Below are 19,777 nucleotides of genomic sequence, written 5' to 3' on the forward strand. Positions count from 1 at the left end.
TTGCCGCGATCACCAGCGCCAGCCGCCCCGTCCAAGCGCGGTCACCGCATCGACGATCCGGGTGAAGCTGGTGCGGGCGCGGCCAACCGTGTGCCGGGCTCTGAGATAGCCGTGAACCAATCCCGGCTCCTCGAACCACGTCGCGTGGCCACCTGCCGTGATGATCAGGTCGCGATAGGTCTCGCCATCCGATGACAGCGGGTCGCATTCGGCGGTGATCAGCACTGTCGGCGGCAAGTTGGAGAAATCGGTGTCGGCAAGCGGGGCCAGCGTCGCATCGCCGCTACGGTCTTGCCCTCCAGTGCGAATGTGCTTGTAGAATTCGAGATCGCGCACGGTCAGCATCGGCGCTTCGGCGTGCTTGACATAGGAGCCTTTCGAGCGGTCTCCGCCGAGGCCGGGATAGATCAGCACCTGGCCGACCGGCCTTTTCGAATGGCCGCGCGTGGCGTGACTGACGGCGGCGCAGAGATTGCCGCCGGCGCTGTCGCCGCAGAGCACGATAGGATGATCGCGATTGGCGGCGGCCCATTCGAAGGCGCTCATGGCATCGTCAAAGGCGGCTGGATGCAAATGTTCCGGCGCCAGCCGGTAATCTACGGAGACCACCTCATAGCCTGTGCGCGAGCACAGCTCCGCGCAAACATCGTCGTGGCTGTCCAGCCCACCAAGGATGAAGCCACCGCCATGGACATAGAGCACCGTCACGGCTTCCTGAAGTGTGCTTCGGTAGATGCGGATCGGGATGTCATGCGTCGGCGTTGCAATGGCGGAGGTTTCGACAGCGACGCCCTCGGGGTAGCCGGCAAAGAATTCCCGGCACATGCGGTCGTAAATCTCGCGCTGCTGCGCGATCGTGTAGTCGATCGTATCGGGCGGGTAATAGGAATTGGTCCGCTCGATGAAGGCCCAGGTCTCGGCATCGATGAGCTTGATGTAGTCGGTCATGGGTGCTGGAGAGGCGGCCAAGGCTGAGCCTGGGCGCCCCCCTCTGTCCTGCCGGACATCTCCCCCTCAAGGGGGGAGATCGGATGTTGCGAAGGCTTTCGCCAACCTTCTGCGTCGCAAGAAGAGTGCAGAGATCGAAGCTGCCAATCTCCTCCCTTGAGGGGGAGATGTCCGGCAGGACAGAGGGGGGTGAGCGCCGTCATTTCGGCAACAATCCTTACTTCCCCTTCCACACCGGCTCACGCTTCTCCGCAAAAGCCCGAAAACCCTCCATATTGTCCTCGGAGCCATAGAGCGCATCGACCGTCGGCAATTGCCGGCGGGTCACCTTGTTCATGGCGTCCTGGAAGGTCAGCGCCTCGGCCACGCGCGCCGTCTCCTTGATCGCGGCAAACACCAGCGGTGGGCCGCCTGCGAGCAGCCGGGCGATCTCCCAGACGCGATCTTCCAGCTTTTCCTTGGGCAGCACTTCGTTGACCAAGCCCCAGCGATGCGCTTCAGCGACATCCATCCAGCGGCCGGTGAGCAGAAGGTCCATGGCGACATGGTAGGGGATGCGCTTCGGCAGCTTGATCGTCGCCGCGTCGGCCAGCGTGCCGGCTCGGATCTCGGGCAGCGCGAAGGAGGAATGATCGGAGGCGTAGATGAGGTCGCAGGACAGCGCCAGCTCGAAGCCGCCGCCGACCGCCATGCCGTTGACGCACGCGATGATCGGCTTGTTGAGGTCGCGCAGCTCCTGCAGGCCGGCAAAGCCGCCGACGCCATAGTCGCCGTCGACCGCATCGCCGCCGGCAGCTGCTTTGAGGTCCCAGCCCGCGCAGAAGAACTTGTCGCCAGCGGTCTTGACGATGGCGACGCGCAATTCCGGATCGTCTCGGAACGCCTTGAAGGTCTCGCCCATCAGCCGCGAGGTCTTCAGGTCGATGGCGTTGGCCTTGGGCCGGTCGAGGGTGACTTCGAGGATGGTGCCCTCGCGGCGGGTCGAAATGACGTCAGACATTCTTGTTCTCTCCCAGCACCAGCAGCGCGTCGGCGATCCAGGCGCCCTTGCCCTCTGCACAGACGATCAGCGGGTTGATGTCCAGTTCCTCGATCTCACCGGCATTCTGCTGCACGAAGGCGGCAATGCCAGAGATAGCATCGATGGCAGCCGCGACATCGGCCTTCGGCCGGCCGCGATAGCCTTCGAGCAGCGGGAACAGTTTCAGGCCGCGCAGCGCCGCCTCGATATCGTCGCGGGTCGCCGGCAGCATCAGCGTGACGCTGTCGCGCAACAGTTCGACCAGCACGCCACCAGTGCCGAGCGTCATCACCGCGCCGAACATCGGATCGCGGGTGAAGCCGACGATGAGTTCGGCAACACCGTCGCGCACCATGCGCTCGACATAGAGCCCGGTGCCGAGCGGCAACAGGTCATGCGCTGCGGTGCTGACGGATTCGGCATCCCTGAGATTGAGCCTGACAGCGCCAACTTCGGATTTGTGGGTGACGCCGAGCGCCTTCAACGCGACGGGAAAGCCGAGCGCCATCGACGAAATCACCGCTTCGACGGCATTGGCGGCGCGCTCGCCCTTCGGCACCGGCAGGCCGGCTTTGATCAGCCGTGACTTCGCCTCGGCTTCGTCGGGCGTGACGTGGTCCCCGCCAGAGGCGCCGGAGGCCGACGTGTCGATCGGCTGCGCCTGCGGTTCAGCCCAAGCCCAGCCGATGAAGGCTGCTGCGCCGGCTGCATCCATCGCTTCCGAAATGCCGAACAACGGCACCATGCCGCGCGCCATCAGTTCGGCGGTGTATTCCTCCGGCAGGTTCTCCGGCAGCGAGGAGACGATCGCACCATGCGCCTTGTTGGTCTTGAGCGCCGATTCGAAAGCGCGCAACGTCGCCCACCAGTCGGTGACCGAGCAGCGGTCGGGTCGCGGAAAATCGAGCACCAGCATGTTGAGGTCGAAACCGCCCGACACCATGGCGGTGAAGGTGGCGGTCATCGCCGGCTCGTTGTTCCAGATGAAGGTGTGATAGTCCAAGGGATTGGCGACCGCGACCAGCGGCCCGAGCGTCGATTTGACATGGGCGCGATGGCTGTCGGTCAGCACAGGGAAATTGACCCAGCGGCCTTCGGCGCTGTCGGCCATGACGGAGGCCTCGCCGCCGGAGCAGCTCATCGACGACAGCCTATAGCCGGGCAAAGGTCCGGTGATGTGCAGCAGCTTCAGCGCCTCGATGAAGGCGGGGATCGAATCGACACGCGCAATGCCGAGCCGCCGCAGGAACGCACCCGAGGCCGCGTCCGAGCCGGCGAGCGACGCGGTATGCGAGACAGTCGCTTGCCTGGCCTGTTCGGAACGGCCGACCTTCATGGCGATGATCGGCTTCTTCAGCTCGCGGGCTCGTGCCGCCAGCCGTTCGAAGCCGGCTACCGAATCGAAGGCCTCGATGTGCAGGCCGAGCGACGTGACGCGCTCATCCTCGATCAGGCCGAGCGCCATTTCGGATAGGCCGGTCTGCGCCTGGTTGCCGGCGGTCATCAGGAAGGCGATCGGCAGGCCGCGCTTCTGCATGGTCATGTTGATGGCGATGTTGGAGGACTGGGTGATGATGGCGACGCCCTTGCCGCCCTCGGCCAGTCTTATGCCGCCATGCTGGTCGGGCCACAGCAGCGCGCCGTCGGCATAATTGATCAGGCCGTAGCAATTCGGCCCGATGATCGGCATCTGGCCGGCCGCCGCGACCAGCTCGGCCTGCAGCCGCTCGCCATCATCGTCATAGGCCTCGGTTTCGAGGAAGCCGGCGGCAAAGCAGACGGCGCCGCCGGCGCCGCGTTCGGCCAGCGCCTTGATCACCTCGATGGTCAAATGCCGGTTGACGCCGACAAAGGCAGCATCCGGCGCGCCGGGCAGGTCAGCCACCGAACGATAGGCCTTGCGACCGGCAACCTCGTCCTTGGTCGGATGCACCGGCCAGATCTCGCCGGCAAAACCCATCTTGATCGATTGCGCGACGACGGCTGCGGCCTGCGCGCCGCCGAAGACGGCGATCGATTTAGGCCGCAGGAGACGCTCCAGTTTATGCATATGTTATGCCCCGAACGGGCGCAGCAGCGCCCTTGAAATGATGTGGCGCTGGATCTCGGATGTGCCTTCCCAGATGCGCTCGACGCGCGCGTCGCGCCAGATGCGCTCCAGCGGCAGATCGTCCATCAGCCCCATGCCGCCATGGATCTGGATCGCTTCATCGGCGACGTATGCGAGCATTTCGGTGGCCTTCAGCTTGGCCATGGCCATGTCCTGGTCGGTGACGGTGCCCTGATCGTACTTCCAGCCGGCTTCGAACACCATCAGGTCGGCGGCCTTCAATTCGGTCGCCATGTCGGCAAGCTTGAACGATACGCCCTGGAACTTGCCGATCTGCTGGCCGAACTGCTGGCGTTGCGCGGCGTATTCGACGGCATGGCCAAGCGCACGCTCGGCGCGACCGAGGCAGGTGGCGCCGACCTGCAGCCGGGTGGCGCCTAGCCAGGAATTGGCGACATCGAACCCCTTGTGGACTTCGCCCAACACTTGGGCTCCGGGTAGCCGGCAATCGTCGAATTCGAGGATGGCGTTGGTGTAGCCGCGATGCGAGACGTTGCGGTAGCCGTCACGGACGGTGAAGCCTTTGGTGCCCTTATCGACGAAGAAGGCGGTGATCTTCTTGCGTTTGCCGCGCGGCGAATCCTCTTCGCCTGAGGCCATGAAAACGATGGCGAAGTCGGCGAGGTCGGCGTGGGAGATAAAATGCTTGGTGCCGTTCAGCACCCAGTCGTCACCGTCCTGCACGGCGGTTGCCTTCATGCCACGCAAATCGGAGCCGGCGCCCGGCTCGGTCATCGCCAGGCAGTCCCATTTCTCGCCACGGATGCAGGGGAACAGATACTTTTCGCGCTGTTCGGGCGTGCCGGCCAGGAGGATGTTGGAGGGGCGCGCCACGCAGGTCCAGTGCAGCGCGTAATTGGCGCGGCCGAGTTCCTTCTCGTAGAGCAGCCAGGTCACCGTATCGAGGCCGGCTCCGCCGACATCGGCCGGCATGTTGGCGGCATAGAGCCCTGCCTCGATCGCCTTTACCTTGATCTCCTCGATCAGGTCGCGGCGCAGCACGCCGGTGCGCTCGACCTCGCGCTCATGCGGGTAAAGCTCGTTCTCGACGAACGCGCGCGTCGTCTCGACGATGAGCTTCTGTTCCTCCGACAGCCCGAAATCCATGCTCTCAGCCTTTCTTCTTGCCGGTCTTTTTCTTCGGCTTTTCGGCTTTCTTGACCGGTTTCAAGGCTTTGGCCTTCTCGGCCGCCTTGGAGGCCATGGGCTTCTTCGCCGCCAGCTTGGCCAGCTGCCTGGTATAGTCCTTATGCAGCGCGCCGGCGCCCCAGCCCTTGCCTTTGTTTTGTTTCGACAGCGCATCCATGATGGCGACCAGATTGTCGTCGCGGATCTTTTCCAGCTCGCGGATCGACAGCCCATGCGCCTGTTCGTCCGACTGCGTGGCGATCAGGTCGACCAGTTCGTCGTTGAACTCAGGCACGTCCATCAGCTTGGTCCATGGCCATTTCAGGCACGGCCCGAACTGCGCCATGAAATGGCGCATGCCGGCCTCGCCGCCGGCGACGCGATAGACCTGGAACATGCCCATCTGCGCCCAGCGCAGGCCGAAGCCGTAGCGCATGATGTCGTCGAGTTCCTCGACCGTGCAGATGCCGTCCTTGATCAGCCACAGCGCCTCGCGCCATGCCGCTTCGAGCAGGCGGTCGCCGACGAAGGCCTCGATCTCCTTGCGGATGACGACAGGCTTCATGCCGATCGAGGCATACATCTCCTTGGCGACCTCGATCGCCTCGGGGAAGGTCTGCTCGCCACCGACGATCTCCACCAGCGGCAGGAGATAGACCGGGTTGAACGGATGGCCGACGACCAGCCGCTCCGGATGCTTCTTCATCGCCACCTGCATGTCGGTCGGCTTGATGCCGGAAGTCGAGGAGCCGACAATCGCGTTGGCCGGCGCGTGAGCGTCGATCTCGGCCAGCACGCGGTGTTTCAGGTCGAGCCGCTCCGGCACGCTCTCCTGGATGAAATCGGCATCGGCGACCGCTTCGGCGATGGTCTTGGCGAAGGTCAGCTTGCCCTCTTTCGGCAGGCCGCCGGGCACCATCTGCTTGTAGGCGCGGCGCGCGCCCTTCATCACTTCGCCGACCTTGCGCGACGCCTCGGGATCGGGATCGAAGATCGACACGTCGATGCCGTTGAGCAGCAGGCGCGCCACCCAGCCGGCGCCGATCACACCGCCGCCGATGGCGGCTGCCTTGTTGATGATGCTCATGCTGAAGCTCCGGTTCTTGTCGCGGCGGTTGCGGGATCGATGAGGGGCACGCGCTCGCCGGCTCGGATCACCGAGGGATCGTAGGCCTTGCGGGCAAAGACTTCGAGCACGAAGGGCCGGAAGAATTCCATCGACAGCGTGTCATAGTCGGGGTCGAAGCTGGACTGGTCCCAGCGTTCGCAAAACTGGTCGCAATCGTCGAAATAAGCATGGCCGGCAAAGCGGTCGCGGGCGTGGCGGTTGCCGCCGAGATGATGGGCATAATAGAGCCGCTGGAAGTCGCCATGCTTTTCCACCACCCAAGTGCATTGCTCGCGCACGAAAGGTTTCAGGATCGAAGCGGCATATTCGTCGTGATTGTAAGGCGCATAGATGTCGCCGATGTCGTGCAGCAGCGCGCAAGCGATCCAGTCGGTGTCTGCGCCGTCGCGCCAGGCACGTGTCGCTGCCTGCAGCGAATGGCCGAGCCGGGTGATCTTGTAGCCGGAAAGACCCGCGTCGAGCTGCACCAGCGCGTCGACCAGCCGCTCGCCGGTCCTGGCCGCATAGTCGATTTCATGCGCGGTCAGGAACTCGTAGTCGTCCCGGTCGCCATCCTTCATCGCGGTGAATTTTACGGTAGTCATGCCGACCCTCCCGACGAATAATCTATGCCGCGATCGGCGCCCGCTTGGTGAGGTTGAGCTTCTGCCGTACCTCTTCCGGTCCAATGATTCTGGCGCCGAGATTGGTGACGATGCTGGCGGCGCGCTCGACCAGCTGTGCGTTGGTGGCCAGCACGCCCTTGTCGAGCCACAGATTGTCTTCGAGGCCGACGCGGACATTGCCGCCGGCCAGCACCGCCGCCGCGGCATAGGCCATCTGATTGCGGCCGATGGCGAAGGCCGACCAGTTCCAGGTCGACGGCACATTGTTGACCATGGCCATGAAGGTGTTGAGGTCGTCAGGCGCACCCCACGGCACGCCCATGCAAAGCTGCACCAGCGCATCCGGGTTGAGCACCTTTTCCTCGACCAGTTGCTTGGCGAACCACAGATGGCCGGTGTCGAAAGCCTCGATCTCCGGCTTGACGCCGAGCGCCGTCATCATGCCGCCCATGGCGCGCAGCATGCCGGGCGTGTTGGTCATGACATAGTCGGCCTCGGCGAAATTCATGGTGCCGCAGTCGAGTGTGCAGATTTCCGGCAGGCATTGGCGCACATGTTCCATGCGGTTGGTGGCACCGCCCATGTCGGTGCCTTTTTCGTTGAGCGGCAGCGGCGCTTCCGGCGATCCGAACACCATGTCGCCGCCCATGCCGGCGGTCAGGTTCAGGATGACGTCGACTTCTGCCGCGCGGATGCGCTCGGTCACTTCGCGGTAGAGATGTACGTCGCGCCTCGGCCTACCGGTCTCGGGATCGCGCACATGGCAATGCACGATGGCGGCGCCCGCCTTGGCCGCATCGATGGCGGAATCCGCGATCTGCTTGGGCGAGCGCGGCACATGCGGGCTGCGGTCCTGCGACCCGCCGGACCCGGTCACGGCACAGGTAATGAAGACCTCACGGTTCATCGCAAGCGGCATGGAACTCTCCTCCGAAAGAAATAGCCCTCAACAATGCCCGACTTGCCGGAAACTGTTTTGCGTTTTACGAAGCTTCCATGACGAAAAGCGAAAAACCAACGATCTTTCGCGCCGAGCGCTCGCCGCTTAGGGTGACGCTGCTGGTATTTTCCGGTTCGTCGATCATGTGCGTCGCATCCGCCGTCGATCCACTGCGCGCGGCCAACCGCATCTCCGGCGAGACCCTGTTCGATTTCAAGCTGGTCTCGGTGACCGGCGAGGCTCCAGTCACCACTTGCGGCCTGCCGGTGGCGGTCGGCGGCCGCTTCGATGCGGGCGAGTCGACCGACGTTCTTGTCGTCGTCGCCGGCTTCGGCACCCAGAACTATGCAACCTCGGCTCTGTTGTCCGGCCTGCGCCGGGCCGCACGGACAGCACGCGCTTGCGGCGGTGTCGAAGCCGGCACCTGGCTGGTGGCGCGCGCCGGCCTGCTGGAAGGACGCAGCGCCACCACCCACTGGGAGGACATGGAGGATTTTTCCTCGGCATTCCCCGGCGTCGATGTCCGCCCTGACCGCTATGTTATCGACGGGCCGGTGTTCACCTCGGGCGGCGCGTCGCCGACCTTCGACCTGATGCTGCATCTCATCCGCACGAGGCTCGGCATGGCCGTCGCGCTCGATGTCGCCAGCGTCTTCATCTACGACCAGGCGCGCGCCGCCACCGACGCACAGCCGCTGGTCTCGCTCGGCCGGCTCGATGGCTACGATCCGCGGCTGGCGCAAGCGATCCGGCTGATGGAAGCGCATGTCGACCAGCCGCTGACCATTGAAGCGGTGGCCAAGCGCGCCGGCGTGACGGCACGGACGCTGGAGAGCATCTTTCGCAAATCGATCGGCGAGACACCGGGCGCCTATTACCTCAGGCTGCGCCTGGGCGCCGCGCGCCGGCTGGTGGTCGATACAAGGATCGCCATGGCCGATATTGCCGGGCGGACCGGATTCTCATCCGCCGCGGCGTTTTCAAGAGCGTTTTCAAGGGCTTTCGGCGAAGCGCCGGTCAGGCTGCGCCGGAGCTGACTATGATAGAATCAGGCAGCGTTCTGACGGTCGCTGCCGCCGTCGATCTGCGAGCGCATTTGCTTGGCAAGATGGGTCTCGAAACGGCTGGCCACAGCGCGATCCCATTCGTTCGAGCGGCGCGTGCCGTCCTTCGGATGCGGCATTGCCATCAGCCGGTCGATGATCGATCCAGCCTCGCCAGGTGAGAGCAGGGCGTCGATTTCACGTTCGTTCTGCATATCGGTTCGCCTCCTTCTTCCTCTCCCGCCACGAGCCACTCTTATACGAGATTCGTGACGGCAGTTTGAAGGCAAGAGCGAGGTCATTGAAGGGCGTCGAAGGGCAAAACCATGTCGCTGGACCGGGCCATGCGCAAAGCTGTTCCTGCGCCCAGGCAGGTCAGGTCAACGAGAAATCTATTGTTGGATTGCGCAATTCCCAAGGCAAAGCGCTGTACGCTTTTCCCGGGGAAACCGTTACCCACTTTTCCTGGAATTGCTCAAAGCCGCTTTTCGAACAGCACCGTGGTGAAGCCACTGTCCCATTCGTCATCGGGATAGCGGCTTTTCTCGATATAGCCGACCGCTTTGTAGAGTGCTTGTGCGGGCAGGTTGAACGTGTCGGTCTCCAGCCGCGCCTGCGCCAATCCGGCCGCACTGACCGCCTGTTCGGCATGGGAAAGCAGCTTGCGGCCGACACCTTGGCCTTGACGGGATGCCATCACGTGCAGGGCCTCGATGAAATCCGCGCGCCAATGGATCAAGCCGGCGACCTCGCCATCGATCTCGGCAACGGCGAATTCAGGCCAGCTCTGGTCGACATAGCGCCCGCCAATATCCGTCTCGACATAGCGTTGCGCGGCTGCTTCGGTGATGTTCGGCAGCCAGGTGCCTTCGAAGGTTTCCTGCAGCACCTGCTTCAGCGCCGGAATATCGCTCGCCTGCGCCGGGCGCACGATGATTCGATCCTCTGCCATTTCCGTCTCCTGCCAATGCATGTCGCCCAAAGTGCACAGCGATTTGGGACGACGACATGCCGCCGCACGGGCCCTCTTTCGGTGACACGTGTAGCGTCCTGGTCCCACGCAGGCTGCCGAAGATCTGTGCGATCCTCGGCAGCTTGTCGCGAAGTGGGCTGACTAGCAGATGGCGATGGCGGCGGCTTTCAGCCAGTGGCGCCGGATGTCGGTCCAAAGATGAAGCGGCGCTCGCCCTACACGTAGCGGTTGACGATGTTTTCCAGCAGTTCCTGGCGGCCGGACCTCGGCTGCGGCTCGATCTTCTTCTTGACGACACGCTCGGCGATATCCTCAAGCGTGCGCTTGCCGGCAAGCATCGCCTTGCCCTCGGCCGTGTTCCAGCCGGCATAGCGTTCGGCCAGCGGCGCCGACAGTGCCTTGTCCTCGACCATGCGCGCCGCGGCTTTCAGGCCGCGAGCGCAAGAGTCCATGCCGCCGATATGGCCGATCAGCAGGTCCTGCGGATCGAGCGACTGGCGGCGCAGCTTGGCGTCGAAATTGGTGCCGCCGGTCTTGAAGCCGCCAGCCTGCAGGACTTGGTAGTAGGCCAGTGCCATTTCCGGCACGTTGTTGGGGAACTGGTCGGTGTCCCAGCCCGACTGGTAGTCGTTGCGATTCATATCGATCGAACCGAAAATGCCGAGCGCATTGGCCAGAGCCAGTTCGTGCTCGAAGGAATGGCCGGCCAGGATGGCGTGGCCCTGCTCGATATTGACCTTGACCTCCTTCTCCAGCCCGAAGCGCTTGAGGAAGCCGTAGACCGTGGCGACATCGTAATCGTACTGATGCTTGGTTGGCTCCTGCGGCTTCGGCTCGATCAGGATCGTGCCCTTGAAGCCGATCTTGTGCTTGTAGTCGACGACTATGCTGAGGAACCGGCCGGCCTGTTCCTGCTCGCGCGCAAGGTCGGTGTTGAGCAGGGTCTCATAGCCTTCGCGCCCGCCCCACAGCACGTAGTTTTCGCCCTTCAGCCGCTTGGTGACGTCGATACAGCTTTTCACCGTCGCCGCCGCGTAGGCAAAGACATCCGGATCGGGATTGGTGGCCGCGCCCGACATGAAGCGGCGGTTGGAGAACAGATTGGCGGTGCCCCAAAGCAGCTTGACGCCGGTCTGCTTCATCTTGCCCGCGAAGTAGTCGGCGATCTCATCGAGGCGCGCCGCACTCTCGGAAAAATCCTTGCCTTCCGGCCGTACATCGGCGTCGTGGAAGCAGAAGTAGGGCGCGCCGAGCAACGAGAACATCTCGAAGGCGACGTCTGCTTTCAGTTTTGCCAGCTCCATCGTGTCGACGCCGCCGGCCTTGGGAAACCACGGCCGGTCGAAAGTCTGGCCGCCGAACGGATCGCCACCCGGCCAGGCAAAGGAGTGCCAGTAGGCAACGGCGAAGCGCAGATGATCTTCCAGCCGCTTGCCGGCGACGACCTCATCGGGATTGTAGAACCTATAGGCCAGCGGATTGGTCGAATCCGGCCCTTCATATTTGATCTTCTGGATGTCGCCGAAAAATCCACTGCTCATGATTTCTGTCCTCTCACAAAGTTCTGACGCCATTACCTCAGGCGTAATTGGTTTCACGCCGGCGCTGGTTGAAAAGGGTCATGTCAAAGCCACCAAACGAAGGAGACAGACCATGACCGACCTCACCAAGATCGCTAAAAACTACATCACCGCCTGGAACGAAAGCGATGCCGGCCGCCGGGCCGAATTGCTCAAGGCGACCTTCACGGAAGACGTCAGCTACCGCGATCCGCTCATGCAGGGTGATGGCCATGAAGGCGTCGCGGCTCTGATCGACGGCGTGCAGCAGCGCTTTGCCGGTTTCCGGTTCTCGCTGAAGGGTACGCCGGACGGTTTTGCCGACAAGATCCGCTTCTCGTGGAATCTCGGACCTGAGGGGACGCCTTCGGTGATCGAAGGTACCGACATCGGAATCATCGAGAACGGCCGCCTCAAGAGCGTCACCGGTTTTCTCGACAAGGTGCCGGCGCAGTGAGCCGGACAGCCGCGGCGTGGGCGAAAGATCGCTCACGCCGTGGCGACCTTGATTGCCGGATAAAGCGCCCGGTAGCGCTGATAGGCATCGGCATAGGCGCCGCCGAGCGCCGCATCCGGTTCGATAGTTGCGTCCGTCCTCGGGGCCGTACAGATTTCGAGCGGATCGGCACCCGTCGCCGCGATCAGGCCGAGCCGCGCGGCACCAAAGGCGGCGCCGAAATCGCCGTCGGCAGGAATGTCGACAGGCAGTTGAAGCGCGGTGGCAATCGCCTTCAACCAGTAGCGTGAGCGCGAACCGCCGCCGATCGCCGTCACCCGCGTCAAGGCTGTGCCGGCCGTGGCCAGCGCTTCGAGGCTGTCGCGGAAGGCAAAGGCTACACCCTCCAGCACGGCCTGGGTCAGCACGGCACGGCTCGATTGATGCGCCAGCCCGGTGAACGCGCCGCGAATGGCGGAATCATTGTAGGGCGTGCGCTCACCCGAGAGGTATGGCAGGAAGGACACGCCGCTCGGCGCCTTCAATGTGTCGCCGAGCTCAGTGGTCAACTCGCCGGCGCTCTTCCCGGTGATTTCCGACAGCCAGTTGAGCGAATCGGTTGCCGACAGGATGACCCCCATCTGGTGCCAGGTGTTCGGAAGCGCGTGGCAGAAGGTGTGAACCGCGCTAGCCGGGTTGGGCAGGTAGGAAGCGTTGGCGGCAAACAGCACACCCGACGTGCCGAGCGAAACAAAAGCGTGGCCGGCGCCAACCGTGCCCATGCCGCAGGCCGAGGCCGCGTTGTCGCCGGCGCCACCGGCGATCGGAATGCCGGCCTGAACGCCCCACTTCGATGCCAATTCGCTGCGCAACGCGCCTGCCTTCTGCGTACCCTCGACCAGCGACGGCATCTGCTTTTCATCGAGCGATGTCGCCGCGAGCAAATCCGCACTCCAGCGCCGCTTGCCGACATCGAGCCAGGACGTGCCGGCAGAATCCGACATTTCCGAAATGTGCTCGCCCGAAAGCCAGAGCCGCAGGAAATCCTTGGGCAGCAGCACTTTTGCGACCTTGGCGAAGACAGCGGGCTCGTTGTTCTTCACCCAGGCCAGTTTCGGCGCGGTGAACCCGGGAAAGACGATGTTGCCGGTCAGGACGCGGAAACGCGGATCGGCATCGAGGACGGCGGCCTCGGCATGGCTGCGCGTGTCGTTCCACAGGATGCAGGGGCGCAGCACCTTGTCGGCGGCGTCAAGCAGCGTGGCGCCATGCATCTGGCCGGACAGGCCAATGCCCTTGACTGCCGCGAGTTCATGCGGATGGGAGGATTTGAGCTCGGCGATTGCGTCTTCGCAGGCCCGGATCCAGTGCTCGGGATTCTGTTCCGACCAGCCGGGGTGCGGCCGTGAAACATCAAGCGAACCATGGCCGGAACCGATGACGGTTTGCCCGGCATCGATCAGCAGCGCCTTGACGCCCGACGTCCCGAGATCGAGGCCCAGATACATGTCTTCCTCCCACGCCAGTTAATTTTTTCGGGTCTCGAAAAAATCTGGCTTGGCCAGTTTTTAAAACAAGATCCGCTTCGGGTCAATTCTCCGACAAATCGGCGGCGCGTCGCACAAACAGCGCTGACAGCGGACTGTCGGGCCGCGCCATCGAACGCTCCGCCGTGAGCGCCCTGGCCAGCGCACCCTCACCGGCGCGCAAGGCCGCCTCGATCAGCGTCAGGTCGATGACGTCGCGCTGGGCGTGGCTGCCACCGAAACGATGTGCGATCGCGCGGATCGGCCGGATCAGGCGCGCGGTCTCGGCATAGCTGCCCTCACCGAATGCCTTGATGGCGAGCGTCAGCGGATGGCCGACATCCCGCGTGAAAGCCGCATTGTCGTCGATGCCACGCATGGCCTCGCGCTGAGCCTCGAGCAAGGCGAGGGCCGGCGCATCTAACCCGGCACCCACGAAGGCCATCATCGCGTGGGCGTCGTTGAAGGCATAAAGGCCCGCTCCCGCCTTGCCCCAGTTGGCGGCGAGCGCCGCCCAGCGGTCGCCGACATCGACGCCGCCGAGGTGGAGCCGCCACAGGATTGCCGAGGCATCGACCATGTTGAGCGCCATCGTCGATTGCACGCTGTAGATAGGGCCGTCATAGAGGGCCAGCACCGCGTCGGTCTCGCCGAGATCATAGTGGAACAGCGCCAGGTGCCACCAATTGTGGACCTGCAGGAAGCTCTCCCGTGTCCACGCTTCCGGATTGGCGCGCATCCAGGCAATGCCATCCCTTTGCCGGCTTTGCATCTCCATGACATGGGCGACGGCGTGCTGCGCCCAGCCGTCGCGCGGCTCGATGTCGACTGCCTCGCGGCCAAGCTGCTCGGCCCTGACATAGTCACCCATTTCCTCCAGCCCGAAAGCCTGCATGCCGAGCATGGCGTGGTAGCCGGGCATGCCGCTTTGCCACGAAGGCAGGGCACGAGCGATGCGGTCGCGCAGCATGCGGGCATTGCCGGTGAAGAAATCGATCTGGTGGCCGACCTGCAGCGCCAGCCCGTCGCGCGGGGTCTCGATGGTGATGTCCTCGAGAACGCGGCTGGCCTCATGCCAGCGCCCGCTGGCGAGATGGCCAAGGGCCGAGACATGCGCCCGCTCGCGCGTGGTCGCGGCAAGCGGCAGTGCGGCCTCATGGCAAGCCTTGGCCACGGCCGTCGCCTCCCGCTCGGTGGCGAGGCCGAACAGGTATCCCTTGAAGACATGGGCCATGACGAAGCCGGGATCTTCCGCGATGGCCCGGTCGACGGAGGCTACGGGATCGCCGATGAAGCACTGCAGTTCACGCACTGCCTGGTTGTAAGGCGTGAATCCCGCCTCCGTCGCGCCCGAAAGTGCCAGGCCGAATGCGTCCCTGATTGCCATGCGATGTCCTTTATCGACCCGTGACAGGCCCTTGATCCTTCGGCCCAAACCGATCCTAAAGCATAGGCCACGGACACGCCAACCGTGCGCTACGCCAGACCTTTCAGTAGTCTTTGCAGTTTAGCAACCATGCGGGGCAGATTAGGCTTTGTAAAATTGAATGAATTGTGTCTTCATTGCGGCGGCTGGCGGGGGCTGGAAATCGCGAATCGAGAGGGGACGCGATGCGGCATGTGAAGAACTCGCTTCCGAACAGTCGTTCGGCGGATGCGCAGGTGACAATTGCTTCGCAATGGCGAAAGCCGCATCCGTTACATCCGTGGCTTATTAGCATCCTCTCAACTACAGCTTTTGCGTTGCTGCCCAACTCCGCCGCGTTTGCCGCATGCGTGCTGGCTCCATCCGCCGGAAACACCGTCTACACCTGTGACAGCGGCGACTCAGGCGGCAGCCTCACCGATCTCGACGGCGACAACACGCTGAATTTTCCCGCCGGCGGCACCGGGCAGATATCAGGCAATGTGACCTTTGGCGTCGGCACGGACCGCATCGACATGCAGTCAGGCACCATAACCGGCACCGTCGATCAGGGTGGCGGCACGGATTTCTTCAAAATTGGCGCGGGCACCGTCACCGGCAATGTCCAGCAGGGCGCCGGCATCGACGACTTCAACATGAGCGGCGGCCAGATCGGCTCGCTCAACCAGGGCGACGGCCTCGACACCTTCACCATGACCGGCGGACGCATCGTCGATTTCTTCGACGATGGCGACCACGCCGTGATGACCGGTGGCCGCATCGGCCGGGTCAACATGAAGCTCGATCAGAACTATTTCAACATGTCAGGCGGCACCATCGACCGCAACCTCGTCACTGGCTTCGACAAGGACACGATCATCCTGTCGGGCGGCACCATCGGCGGCAACATCAGCGTCAGCGGCGGCAATGACAGCGTCACGGTCACCGGCGGCACGGTCGGTGGCGATATACTGATGAGCTTTGGCGCCGACAATTTCGTCTGGAACGGTGGCGGCATCGTCTATGGTTCCGTCGATCTCGGCGGCGATAACGACACCGCCAGGCTCAGCAACCTCACCAACGCCAATCTCGGTGCCACGGATGCCATATCAGGTGGTGCCGGCACCGATGCGCTGACCCTGGACAACGTCAAACTGGATGGCGTCAGCCGGCTCCAGAACTGGGAAAGCATCGACGCCACCAATGACACCCAGCTGACGATGGACAGCAATCTGGTGCTCGGCGACAGCGGCACCGGCACGGGTTCGCTCAGTGTCGATGCCGCAAGCACGCTCTATGGCGGCGGCTTCAATGCGGCGATCCAGGCGTTTACGGCAGGCCAGCTGGCTCAGGTCACCAATGCCGGCCGCATCGACCTGACCAATGGCAGCACCGGCGCCACCGACAGCCTGACGATTTCGGGCAATTATGTCGGCCTGGGTGGCCTGCTGCTTATCCAGACCGAGCTCGGTGACGATTCCTCCGCATCCGACAAGTTGGTCCTGTCGAGCGGAACGGCTTCCGGTTCGACCGGCATCTCCGTGGTCAATCTCGGCGGCGCGGGGGCTGCGACCACGCAGGACGGCATCATGGTCATCCAGGCAATCAACGGCGCCACCTCGGGCGCCACGACATTCGCGCTCGACGCCCCGGTCGCCGCCGGGGCCTTTGAATATTATCTGTTCAAGGGCGGCGTCAGCGCCGGCAGCGAGGAGAACTGGTACCTGCGCTCGACGCTGAACACGCCGGCCCCGCCGGCCGCAGCCCCGCCGGCGCTGGAGCCTGCTCCGCCGCCGGCACCTGAGCCGCCGGCGGCCGAACCGCCGCCGCCGCCGCCCATCGACCCTGCGCCGCCGCCTCCGCCGGAATCCACCCCCGGCGATCCCGATCCGGTTGATCCGGCGCCGCCGGTCGTGCCGACCGATCCGCCGCCCGCGACACCACCGGCACCACCACCGGCACCAGTGGCGGATCCGCCCCCGCCGCCGCCGGTGGTGCCAACTGAGGTGCCCGACCTGCCGACACCGTCGGCGGGCGAGGAAATCCTGCTCTATCGCATCGAGGTTCCGGTCTATTCGGCCTTGCCGCCGGTCGCCGAACATCTGGCGATGACGACGCTCGGCACATTCCACGAACGGCGCGGCGAGCAGAGCCTGTTGTCGAACACCGAGCTGTCGCCGGTCTGGGGCCGCATCTTCGGTCAGGACAGCAAGATGGCCTATTCAGGAACGGTATCGCCGTCCTTTGACGGCACCCTGTTCGGCCTCCAGGCGGGCTTCGATCTGTTCGGCCGCGAAACCGCGTCGGGCCAGACCGATCGCGCCGGCCTGTTCGTCGCCTATGCCAGCATGAATGGCGACGTGCGCGGCCAGGCGCTGGGCAGGGACAATCTGTCCGTCGGCAGCATGGATATCAACGGCACCAGTATCGGCGGCTACTGGACCCGGATCGGTCAGGGTGGCTGGTACCTGGACGGCGTCCTCATGGCCACCTTCTTCGGCGGCAACGCAACATCGTCGCGCGACATTGGCATCGACGTCGGCGGGACCGGCGTCACCGCTTCGCTGGAAGGCGGCTATCCCATCGCGCTGGCGCAAGGCTGGACGCTTGAACCGCAGGCGCAACTGGTCTGGCAGCAATTGTCGCTCGACGATGCGTCGGACCGCTTTGCTTCGGTTTCCTTCGATACGGACGGCAGCGTGACCGGCCGGCTCGGCGCACGGCTGCAAGGCGAAACAGCGATCAATGGCATGGCGCTGCAGCCGTATCTCAAGGCCAACATCTGGCACGATTTCGGCGGCACCAGCCATGTGAATTTCGACACCACCGACATCTCGACCGAGGGCAGATCGACCTCGTTCGAGTTCGGCGGCGGCGTGATTGCCAAGGTGACGGACAAGGTCAGCATCTTCGCCACCGGCGACTACACCACCAATCTCGGTGGCGACAAGCGTCGGATCCTCGAAGGCAATCTGGGCTTCAGCGTCAAATGGTAAGGCCGTTCATGATCCCGAAAACCAGTTTCGGGATCATGATCAAAAAGACAGCTTAATTGCTGGAACGCATCGCCACCGTGGCGATGCCGGCGCCGACCAGCAGCGTGCCGCCGGTGCGGTTGAAGATGCGGATCGCCTTGGGATTGCGCACCACGTTGCGTGCGCGTGCCGCGATCAGCGCATAGCCGAAGGCATTGGCGAAGGCGAGCGCCAGGAAGGTCGTCTCGAAGATCAGCATCTGCGTCCAGAAATCGGCGTGCCGGTCGAGGAACTGCGGCAGGAAAGCAACGAAGAACGTGATGCTTTTCGGGTTGAGCGCGGTGACCAGCCAGGCGTGCGCCATCATCTTGGCCGAGGAGACCGCGTCGGTGCGCGGTTCGGCCTTCAACGCGCCGCCGGCGCGAAACAGTTTCACGCCAAGATAGATCAGATAACCGGCGCCGATCAGCTTCAGGATGGTGAAGACGGTCGCCGAGGCCGCCAGCAGCGCGCCGATACCCAGCATCGACAACGTCATCGCAGTGAAATCCCCCAACGCCACGCCGACGGCCATCGGCAGAGCGGTACGCCAGCCCTGGCCCAGCGCATAGGACACGACGAGAAGGATGGTCGGTCCCGGAATGATGAGAAGGATCGTCGATGCGGCAGCGAAGGCGGCCCAGTTTTCGAAGGACATGCTCGTCTCCTTTGAGCTTAAAGAAGAGGATAAATCCTTAGGCCCGGGAGAATGTAAAGAGGCGATTTCCCTAACTGCGCCAGCGGCAGATCGGTGTCAGTTCGCGCCGCTCAGCGTGCTCACTATATCGGCCAGGCTGACATTGGCACCGAGAACGGTAGCCGCCGCGACAATGGCAGCGGCAAAAAGCTTGATGTCGGTTTTTAAGGTCTTGCACATGGAGGCCCCTCGCTGATGGTTCGAGGAGTAGGAGACGCCGGCGCCGGGAATATGACTCGACCGAGGTCTTTTTGTGCAGCAGCCTGCGCTCAAGTTCAGGCAAGAAGGTCGAACATCGTCAAGGCCATGCGCAAATGCAGGCTGTGCAAGGTCTTCACGCTTTATCAACCATGAATGAGGAAAATGCCCGCTATCCGGCCGGACCGTGCTTCCCGCCGACAGCGTAGGGTCTGGGTATATGCGTGAGTTGCCGCAAGGTCTGACGCCGCCGCGAAATGGCGACGCAATCGAAACCGATCATCATCTTTCCCGCCGCGCCATCCTGTCCGGGGCAGGGGCGCTTGCGCTGCTGAGCGCCGCCGGTTGCTCGACCTCGGGCGGCGGCCTGCCGGCGCTCGAGCTCGACGACGTCACCACGGGTTCCGTGCGGCCGATCCGGCCAAGCATCAGCGTCGACAAGAACGTCACCAGCCCCGGGGTCATGTATGCCGGGCTGACCGACGGCGGCTTCAACGTGCCGGAAGTGCCATATCTGAAGGTCAAGCCGGAATTCCGCCGCCAGATCGTCGTCGACACGACAGGCGAGGCGCCCGGCACCATCGTCGTCCATCTCAAGGAGCGCATGCTCTATCTCGTCCAGCCGGGTGGCGATGCCATCCGTTATGGCGTCGGCATCGGCAAGGACGGTTTCCGCTGGTCCGGCCGCGCCAACATCCAGTACGGCAGGGAATGGCCGACCTGGACGCCGCCGCCGGAGATGATCGCCCGCAAGCCTGAACTGGTGAAATGGCAGGCCGGACAGCCCGGCGGCCTAACCAATCCGCTCGGCGCGCGTGCCCTCTACATCTACCAGGACGGCAAGGACACCGGCTATCGCATCCACGGCTCGCCCGAATGGTGGAGCATCGGGCAAGCGATGTCGTCGGGCTGCGTGCGCCTGATCAACCAGGACATCATCGACCTCTACAGCCGCGTCTCCAAGAAAAATCCGGTCGTCGTCGTCTGACGCTTATGCGGCGTGTTGGCGCCGCTCGAAACTCCCGTTGCGCGATGCGGCAAGACA

At 63.8% G+C, this 19,777-nt stretch carries 18 protein-coding genes; 4 read left to right on the forward strand and 14 right to left on the reverse strand.

The window, feature by feature from the left end; translation table 11 throughout:
- Nucleotides 1-9 precede the first annotated feature (9 nt).
- From P3C39_RS13070 to P3C39_RS13100, 7 genes are all read right to left on the reverse strand, one after another.
- Entirely contained in the window at nt 10-948 is a 939-nt protein-coding gene (locus P3C39_RS13070; protein WP_027161011.1) for an alpha/beta hydrolase, read from the reverse strand.
- A 217-nt stretch (nt 949-1,165) separates the two neighbouring features.
- Nucleotides 1,166-1,948, reverse strand: coding sequence for a carnitinyl-CoA dehydratase (locus tag P3C39_RS13075; protein ID WP_013528298.1), 783 nt, complete (start codon nt 1,946-1,948; stop codon nt 1,166-1,168).
- Entirely contained in the window at nt 1,941-4,019 is a 2,079-nt protein-coding gene (locus tag P3C39_RS13080; RefSeq protein WP_013528297.1) for an acetate--CoA ligase family protein, read from the reverse strand. The genes P3C39_RS13075 and P3C39_RS13080 overlap by 8 nt, the downstream gene beginning before the upstream one ends.
- A 3-nt stretch (nt 4,020-4,022) precedes the next feature.
- Nucleotides 4,023-5,186 carry an acyl-CoA dehydrogenase gene (locus tag P3C39_RS13085; RefSeq protein ID WP_013528296.1) on the reverse strand — a complete coding sequence of 388 codons (1,164 nt, stop codon included), beginning with the start codon at nt 5,184-5,186 and terminating at the stop codon, nt 4,023-4,025.
- Nucleotides 5,187-5,190: 4 nt separating this feature from the next.
- Nucleotides 5,191-6,294, reverse strand: coding sequence for a carnitine 3-dehydrogenase (locus P3C39_RS13090; protein ID WP_024501970.1), 1,104 nt, complete (start codon nt 6,292-6,294; stop codon nt 5,191-5,193).
- Complete coding sequence (locus P3C39_RS13095) at nt 6,291-6,920, reverse strand: HD domain-containing protein (RefSeq protein ID WP_027161008.1); 630 nt, start codon at nt 6,918-6,920, stop codon at nt 6,291-6,293. The genes P3C39_RS13090 and P3C39_RS13095 overlap by 4 nt, the downstream gene beginning before the upstream one ends.
- A 22-nt stretch (nt 6,921-6,942) precedes the next feature.
- Entirely contained in the window at nt 6,943-7,860 is a 918-nt protein-coding gene (locus P3C39_RS13100) for a 3-keto-5-aminohexanoate cleavage protein (RefSeq protein ID WP_275953205.1), read from the reverse strand.
- Between the two features lie 77 nt (nt 7,861-7,937).
- Here P3C39_RS13100 and P3C39_RS13105 point away from each other — a divergent pair, with 77 nt between their 5' ends.
- A complete protein-coding gene (locus P3C39_RS13105; RefSeq protein ID WP_275953204.1) occupies nt 7,938-8,918 on the forward strand; it encodes a GlxA family transcriptional regulator in 981 nt (326 codons plus the stop codon).
- Nucleotides 8,919-8,929: 11 nt separating this feature from the next.
- On the opposite strand, the gene P3C39_RS13110 is transcribed toward P3C39_RS13105, so the two are convergent.
- The 3 genes from P3C39_RS13110 to xylA all read right to left on the reverse strand — a co-directional run bounded on the left by P3C39_RS13110 (nt 8,930) and on the right by xylA (nt 11,438).
- On the reverse strand, nt 8,930-9,139 hold the full coding sequence (locus P3C39_RS13110; protein ID WP_013528291.1) for a hypothetical protein: 210 nt from the start codon (nt 9,137-9,139) through the stop codon (nt 8,930-8,932).
- 260 nt (nt 9,140-9,399) lie between these two features.
- Nucleotides 9,400-9,876 carry an N-acetyltransferase gene (locus P3C39_RS13115; RefSeq protein WP_013528290.1) on the reverse strand — a complete coding sequence of 159 codons (477 nt, stop codon included), beginning with the start codon at nt 9,874-9,876 and terminating at the stop codon, nt 9,400-9,402.
- Between the two features lie 236 nt (nt 9,877-10,112).
- The gene (xylA, locus tag P3C39_RS13120; RefSeq protein WP_013528289.1) at nt 10,113-11,438 is read right to left on the reverse strand and encodes a xylose isomerase; all 1,326 of its coding nucleotides are present in this window, start codon (nt 11,436-11,438) and stop codon (nt 10,113-10,115) included.
- A 112-nt stretch (nt 11,439-11,550) separates the two neighbouring features.
- Between xylA and P3C39_RS13125 the strand changes: the two genes are divergently transcribed.
- On the forward strand, nt 11,551-11,913 hold the full coding sequence (locus tag P3C39_RS13125; RefSeq protein ID WP_013528288.1) for a nuclear transport factor 2 family protein: 363 nt from the start codon (nt 11,551-11,553) through the stop codon (nt 11,911-11,913).
- A 32-nt stretch (nt 11,914-11,945) separates the two neighbouring features.
- Here the strand turns inward: P3C39_RS13125 and xylB are convergent, their stop codons facing one another.
- Nucleotides 11,946-13,400: a xylulokinase gene (xylB, locus tag P3C39_RS13130; RefSeq protein ID WP_275953203.1), complete on the reverse strand. Its 1,455-nt coding sequence runs from the start codon at nt 13,398-13,400 to the stop codon at nt 11,946-11,948.
- 82 nt (nt 13,401-13,482) lie between these two features.
- Complete coding sequence (locus tag P3C39_RS13135; protein ID WP_275953202.1) at nt 13,483-14,805, reverse strand: tetratricopeptide repeat protein; 1,323 nt, start codon at nt 14,803-14,805, stop codon at nt 13,483-13,485.
- A 224-nt stretch (nt 14,806-15,029) separates the two neighbouring features.
- Here P3C39_RS13135 and P3C39_RS13140 point away from each other — a divergent pair, with 224 nt between their 5' ends.
- The gene (locus P3C39_RS13140) at nt 15,030-17,819 is read left to right on the forward strand and encodes an autotransporter outer membrane beta-barrel domain-containing protein (protein ID WP_275953201.1); all 2,790 of its coding nucleotides are present in this window, start codon (nt 15,030-15,032) and stop codon (nt 17,817-17,819) included.
- Between the two features lie 52 nt (nt 17,820-17,871).
- Here P3C39_RS13140 and P3C39_RS13145 read toward each other — a convergent pair whose 3' ends face one another.
- Nucleotides 17,872-18,495 carry a LysE family translocator gene (locus P3C39_RS13145; RefSeq protein ID WP_023761181.1) on the reverse strand — a complete coding sequence of 208 codons (624 nt, stop codon included), beginning with the start codon at nt 18,493-18,495 and terminating at the stop codon, nt 17,872-17,874.
- 96 nt (nt 18,496-18,591) lie between these two features.
- Nucleotides 18,592-18,714 (reverse strand): hypothetical protein, encoded by a 123-nt coding sequence (locus P3C39_RS13150; RefSeq protein ID WP_013528283.1) that lies wholly within the window; start codon nt 18,712-18,714, stop codon nt 18,592-18,594.
- A 238-nt stretch (nt 18,715-18,952) separates the two neighbouring features.
- Between P3C39_RS13150 and P3C39_RS13155 the strand changes: the two genes are divergently transcribed.
- Nucleotides 18,953-19,720, forward strand: a complete 768-nt coding sequence (locus P3C39_RS13155) for a L,D-transpeptidase (RefSeq protein ID WP_024501964.1) — start codon at nt 18,953-18,955, stop codon at nt 19,718-19,720.
- The last annotated feature ends 57 nt before the right edge of the window (nt 19,721-19,777 follow it).

This window comes from Mesorhizobium sp. XAP4, assembly GCF_029269325.1.
GTDB lineage: Bacteria > Pseudomonadota > Alphaproteobacteria > Rhizobiales > Rhizobiaceae > Mesorhizobium > Mesorhizobium ciceri.

Excerpts from the sequence above, each read along its gene's own strand:
- P3C39_RS13070 (WP_027161011.1), bottom strand. The coding sequence starts at position 948 with ATGACCGACTACATCAAGCTCATCGATGCCGAGACCTGGGCCTTCATC.
- P3C39_RS13075 (WP_013528298.1), bottom strand. The coding sequence starts at position 1,948 with ATGTCTGACGTCATTTCGACCCGCCGCGAGGGCACCATCCTCGAAGTC.
- P3C39_RS13080 (WP_013528297.1), bottom strand. The coding sequence starts at position 4,019 with ATGCATAAACTGGAGCGTCTCCTGCGGCCTAAATCGATCGCCGTCTTC.
- P3C39_RS13085 (WP_013528296.1), bottom strand. The coding sequence starts at position 5,186 with ATGGATTTCGGGCTGTCGGAGGAACAGAAGCTCATCGTCGAGACGACG.
- P3C39_RS13090 (WP_024501970.1), bottom strand. The coding sequence starts at position 6,294 with ATGAGCATCATCAACAAGGCAGCCGCCATCGGCGGCGGTGTGATCGGC.
- P3C39_RS13095 (WP_027161008.1), bottom strand. The coding sequence starts at position 6,920 with ATGACTACCGTAAAATTCACCGCGATGAAGGATGGCGACCGGGACGAC.
- P3C39_RS13100 (WP_275953205.1), bottom strand. The coding sequence starts at position 7,860 with ATGCCGCTTGCGATGAACCGTGAGGTCTTCATTACCTGTGCCGTGACC.
- P3C39_RS13105 (WP_275953204.1), top strand. The coding sequence starts at position 7,938 with ATGACGAAAAGCGAAAAACCAACGATCTTTCGCGCCGAGCGCTCGCCG.
- P3C39_RS13110 (WP_013528291.1), bottom strand. The coding sequence starts at position 9,139 with ATGCAGAACGAACGTGAAATCGACGCCCTGCTCTCACCTGGCGAGGCT.
- P3C39_RS13115 (WP_013528290.1), bottom strand. The coding sequence starts at position 9,876 with ATGGCAGAGGATCGAATCATCGTGCGCCCGGCGCAGGCGAGCGATATT.
- xylA (WP_013528289.1), bottom strand. The coding sequence starts at position 11,438 with ATGAGCAGTGGATTTTTCGGCGACATCCAGAAGATCAAATATGAAGGG.
- P3C39_RS13125 (WP_013528288.1), top strand. The coding sequence starts at position 11,551 with ATGACCGACCTCACCAAGATCGCTAAAAACTACATCACCGCCTGGAAC.
- xylB (WP_275953203.1), bottom strand. The coding sequence starts at position 13,400 with ATGTATCTGGGCCTCGATCTCGGGACGTCGGGCGTCAAGGCGCTGCTG.
- P3C39_RS13135 (WP_275953202.1), bottom strand. The coding sequence starts at position 14,805 with ATGGCAATCAGGGACGCATTCGGCCTGGCACTTTCGGGCGCGACGGAG.
- P3C39_RS13140 (WP_275953201.1), top strand. The coding sequence starts at position 15,030 with ATGCGGCATGTGAAGAACTCGCTTCCGAACAGTCGTTCGGCGGATGCG.
- P3C39_RS13145 (WP_023761181.1), bottom strand. The coding sequence starts at position 18,495 with ATGTCCTTCGAAAACTGGGCCGCCTTCGCTGCCGCATCGACGATCCTT.
- P3C39_RS13150 (WP_013528283.1), bottom strand. The coding sequence starts at position 18,714 with ATGTGCAAGACCTTAAAAACCGACATCAAGCTTTTTGCCGCTGCCATT.
- P3C39_RS13155 (WP_024501964.1), top strand. The coding sequence starts at position 18,953 with ATGCGTGAGTTGCCGCAAGGTCTGACGCCGCCGCGAAATGGCGACGCA.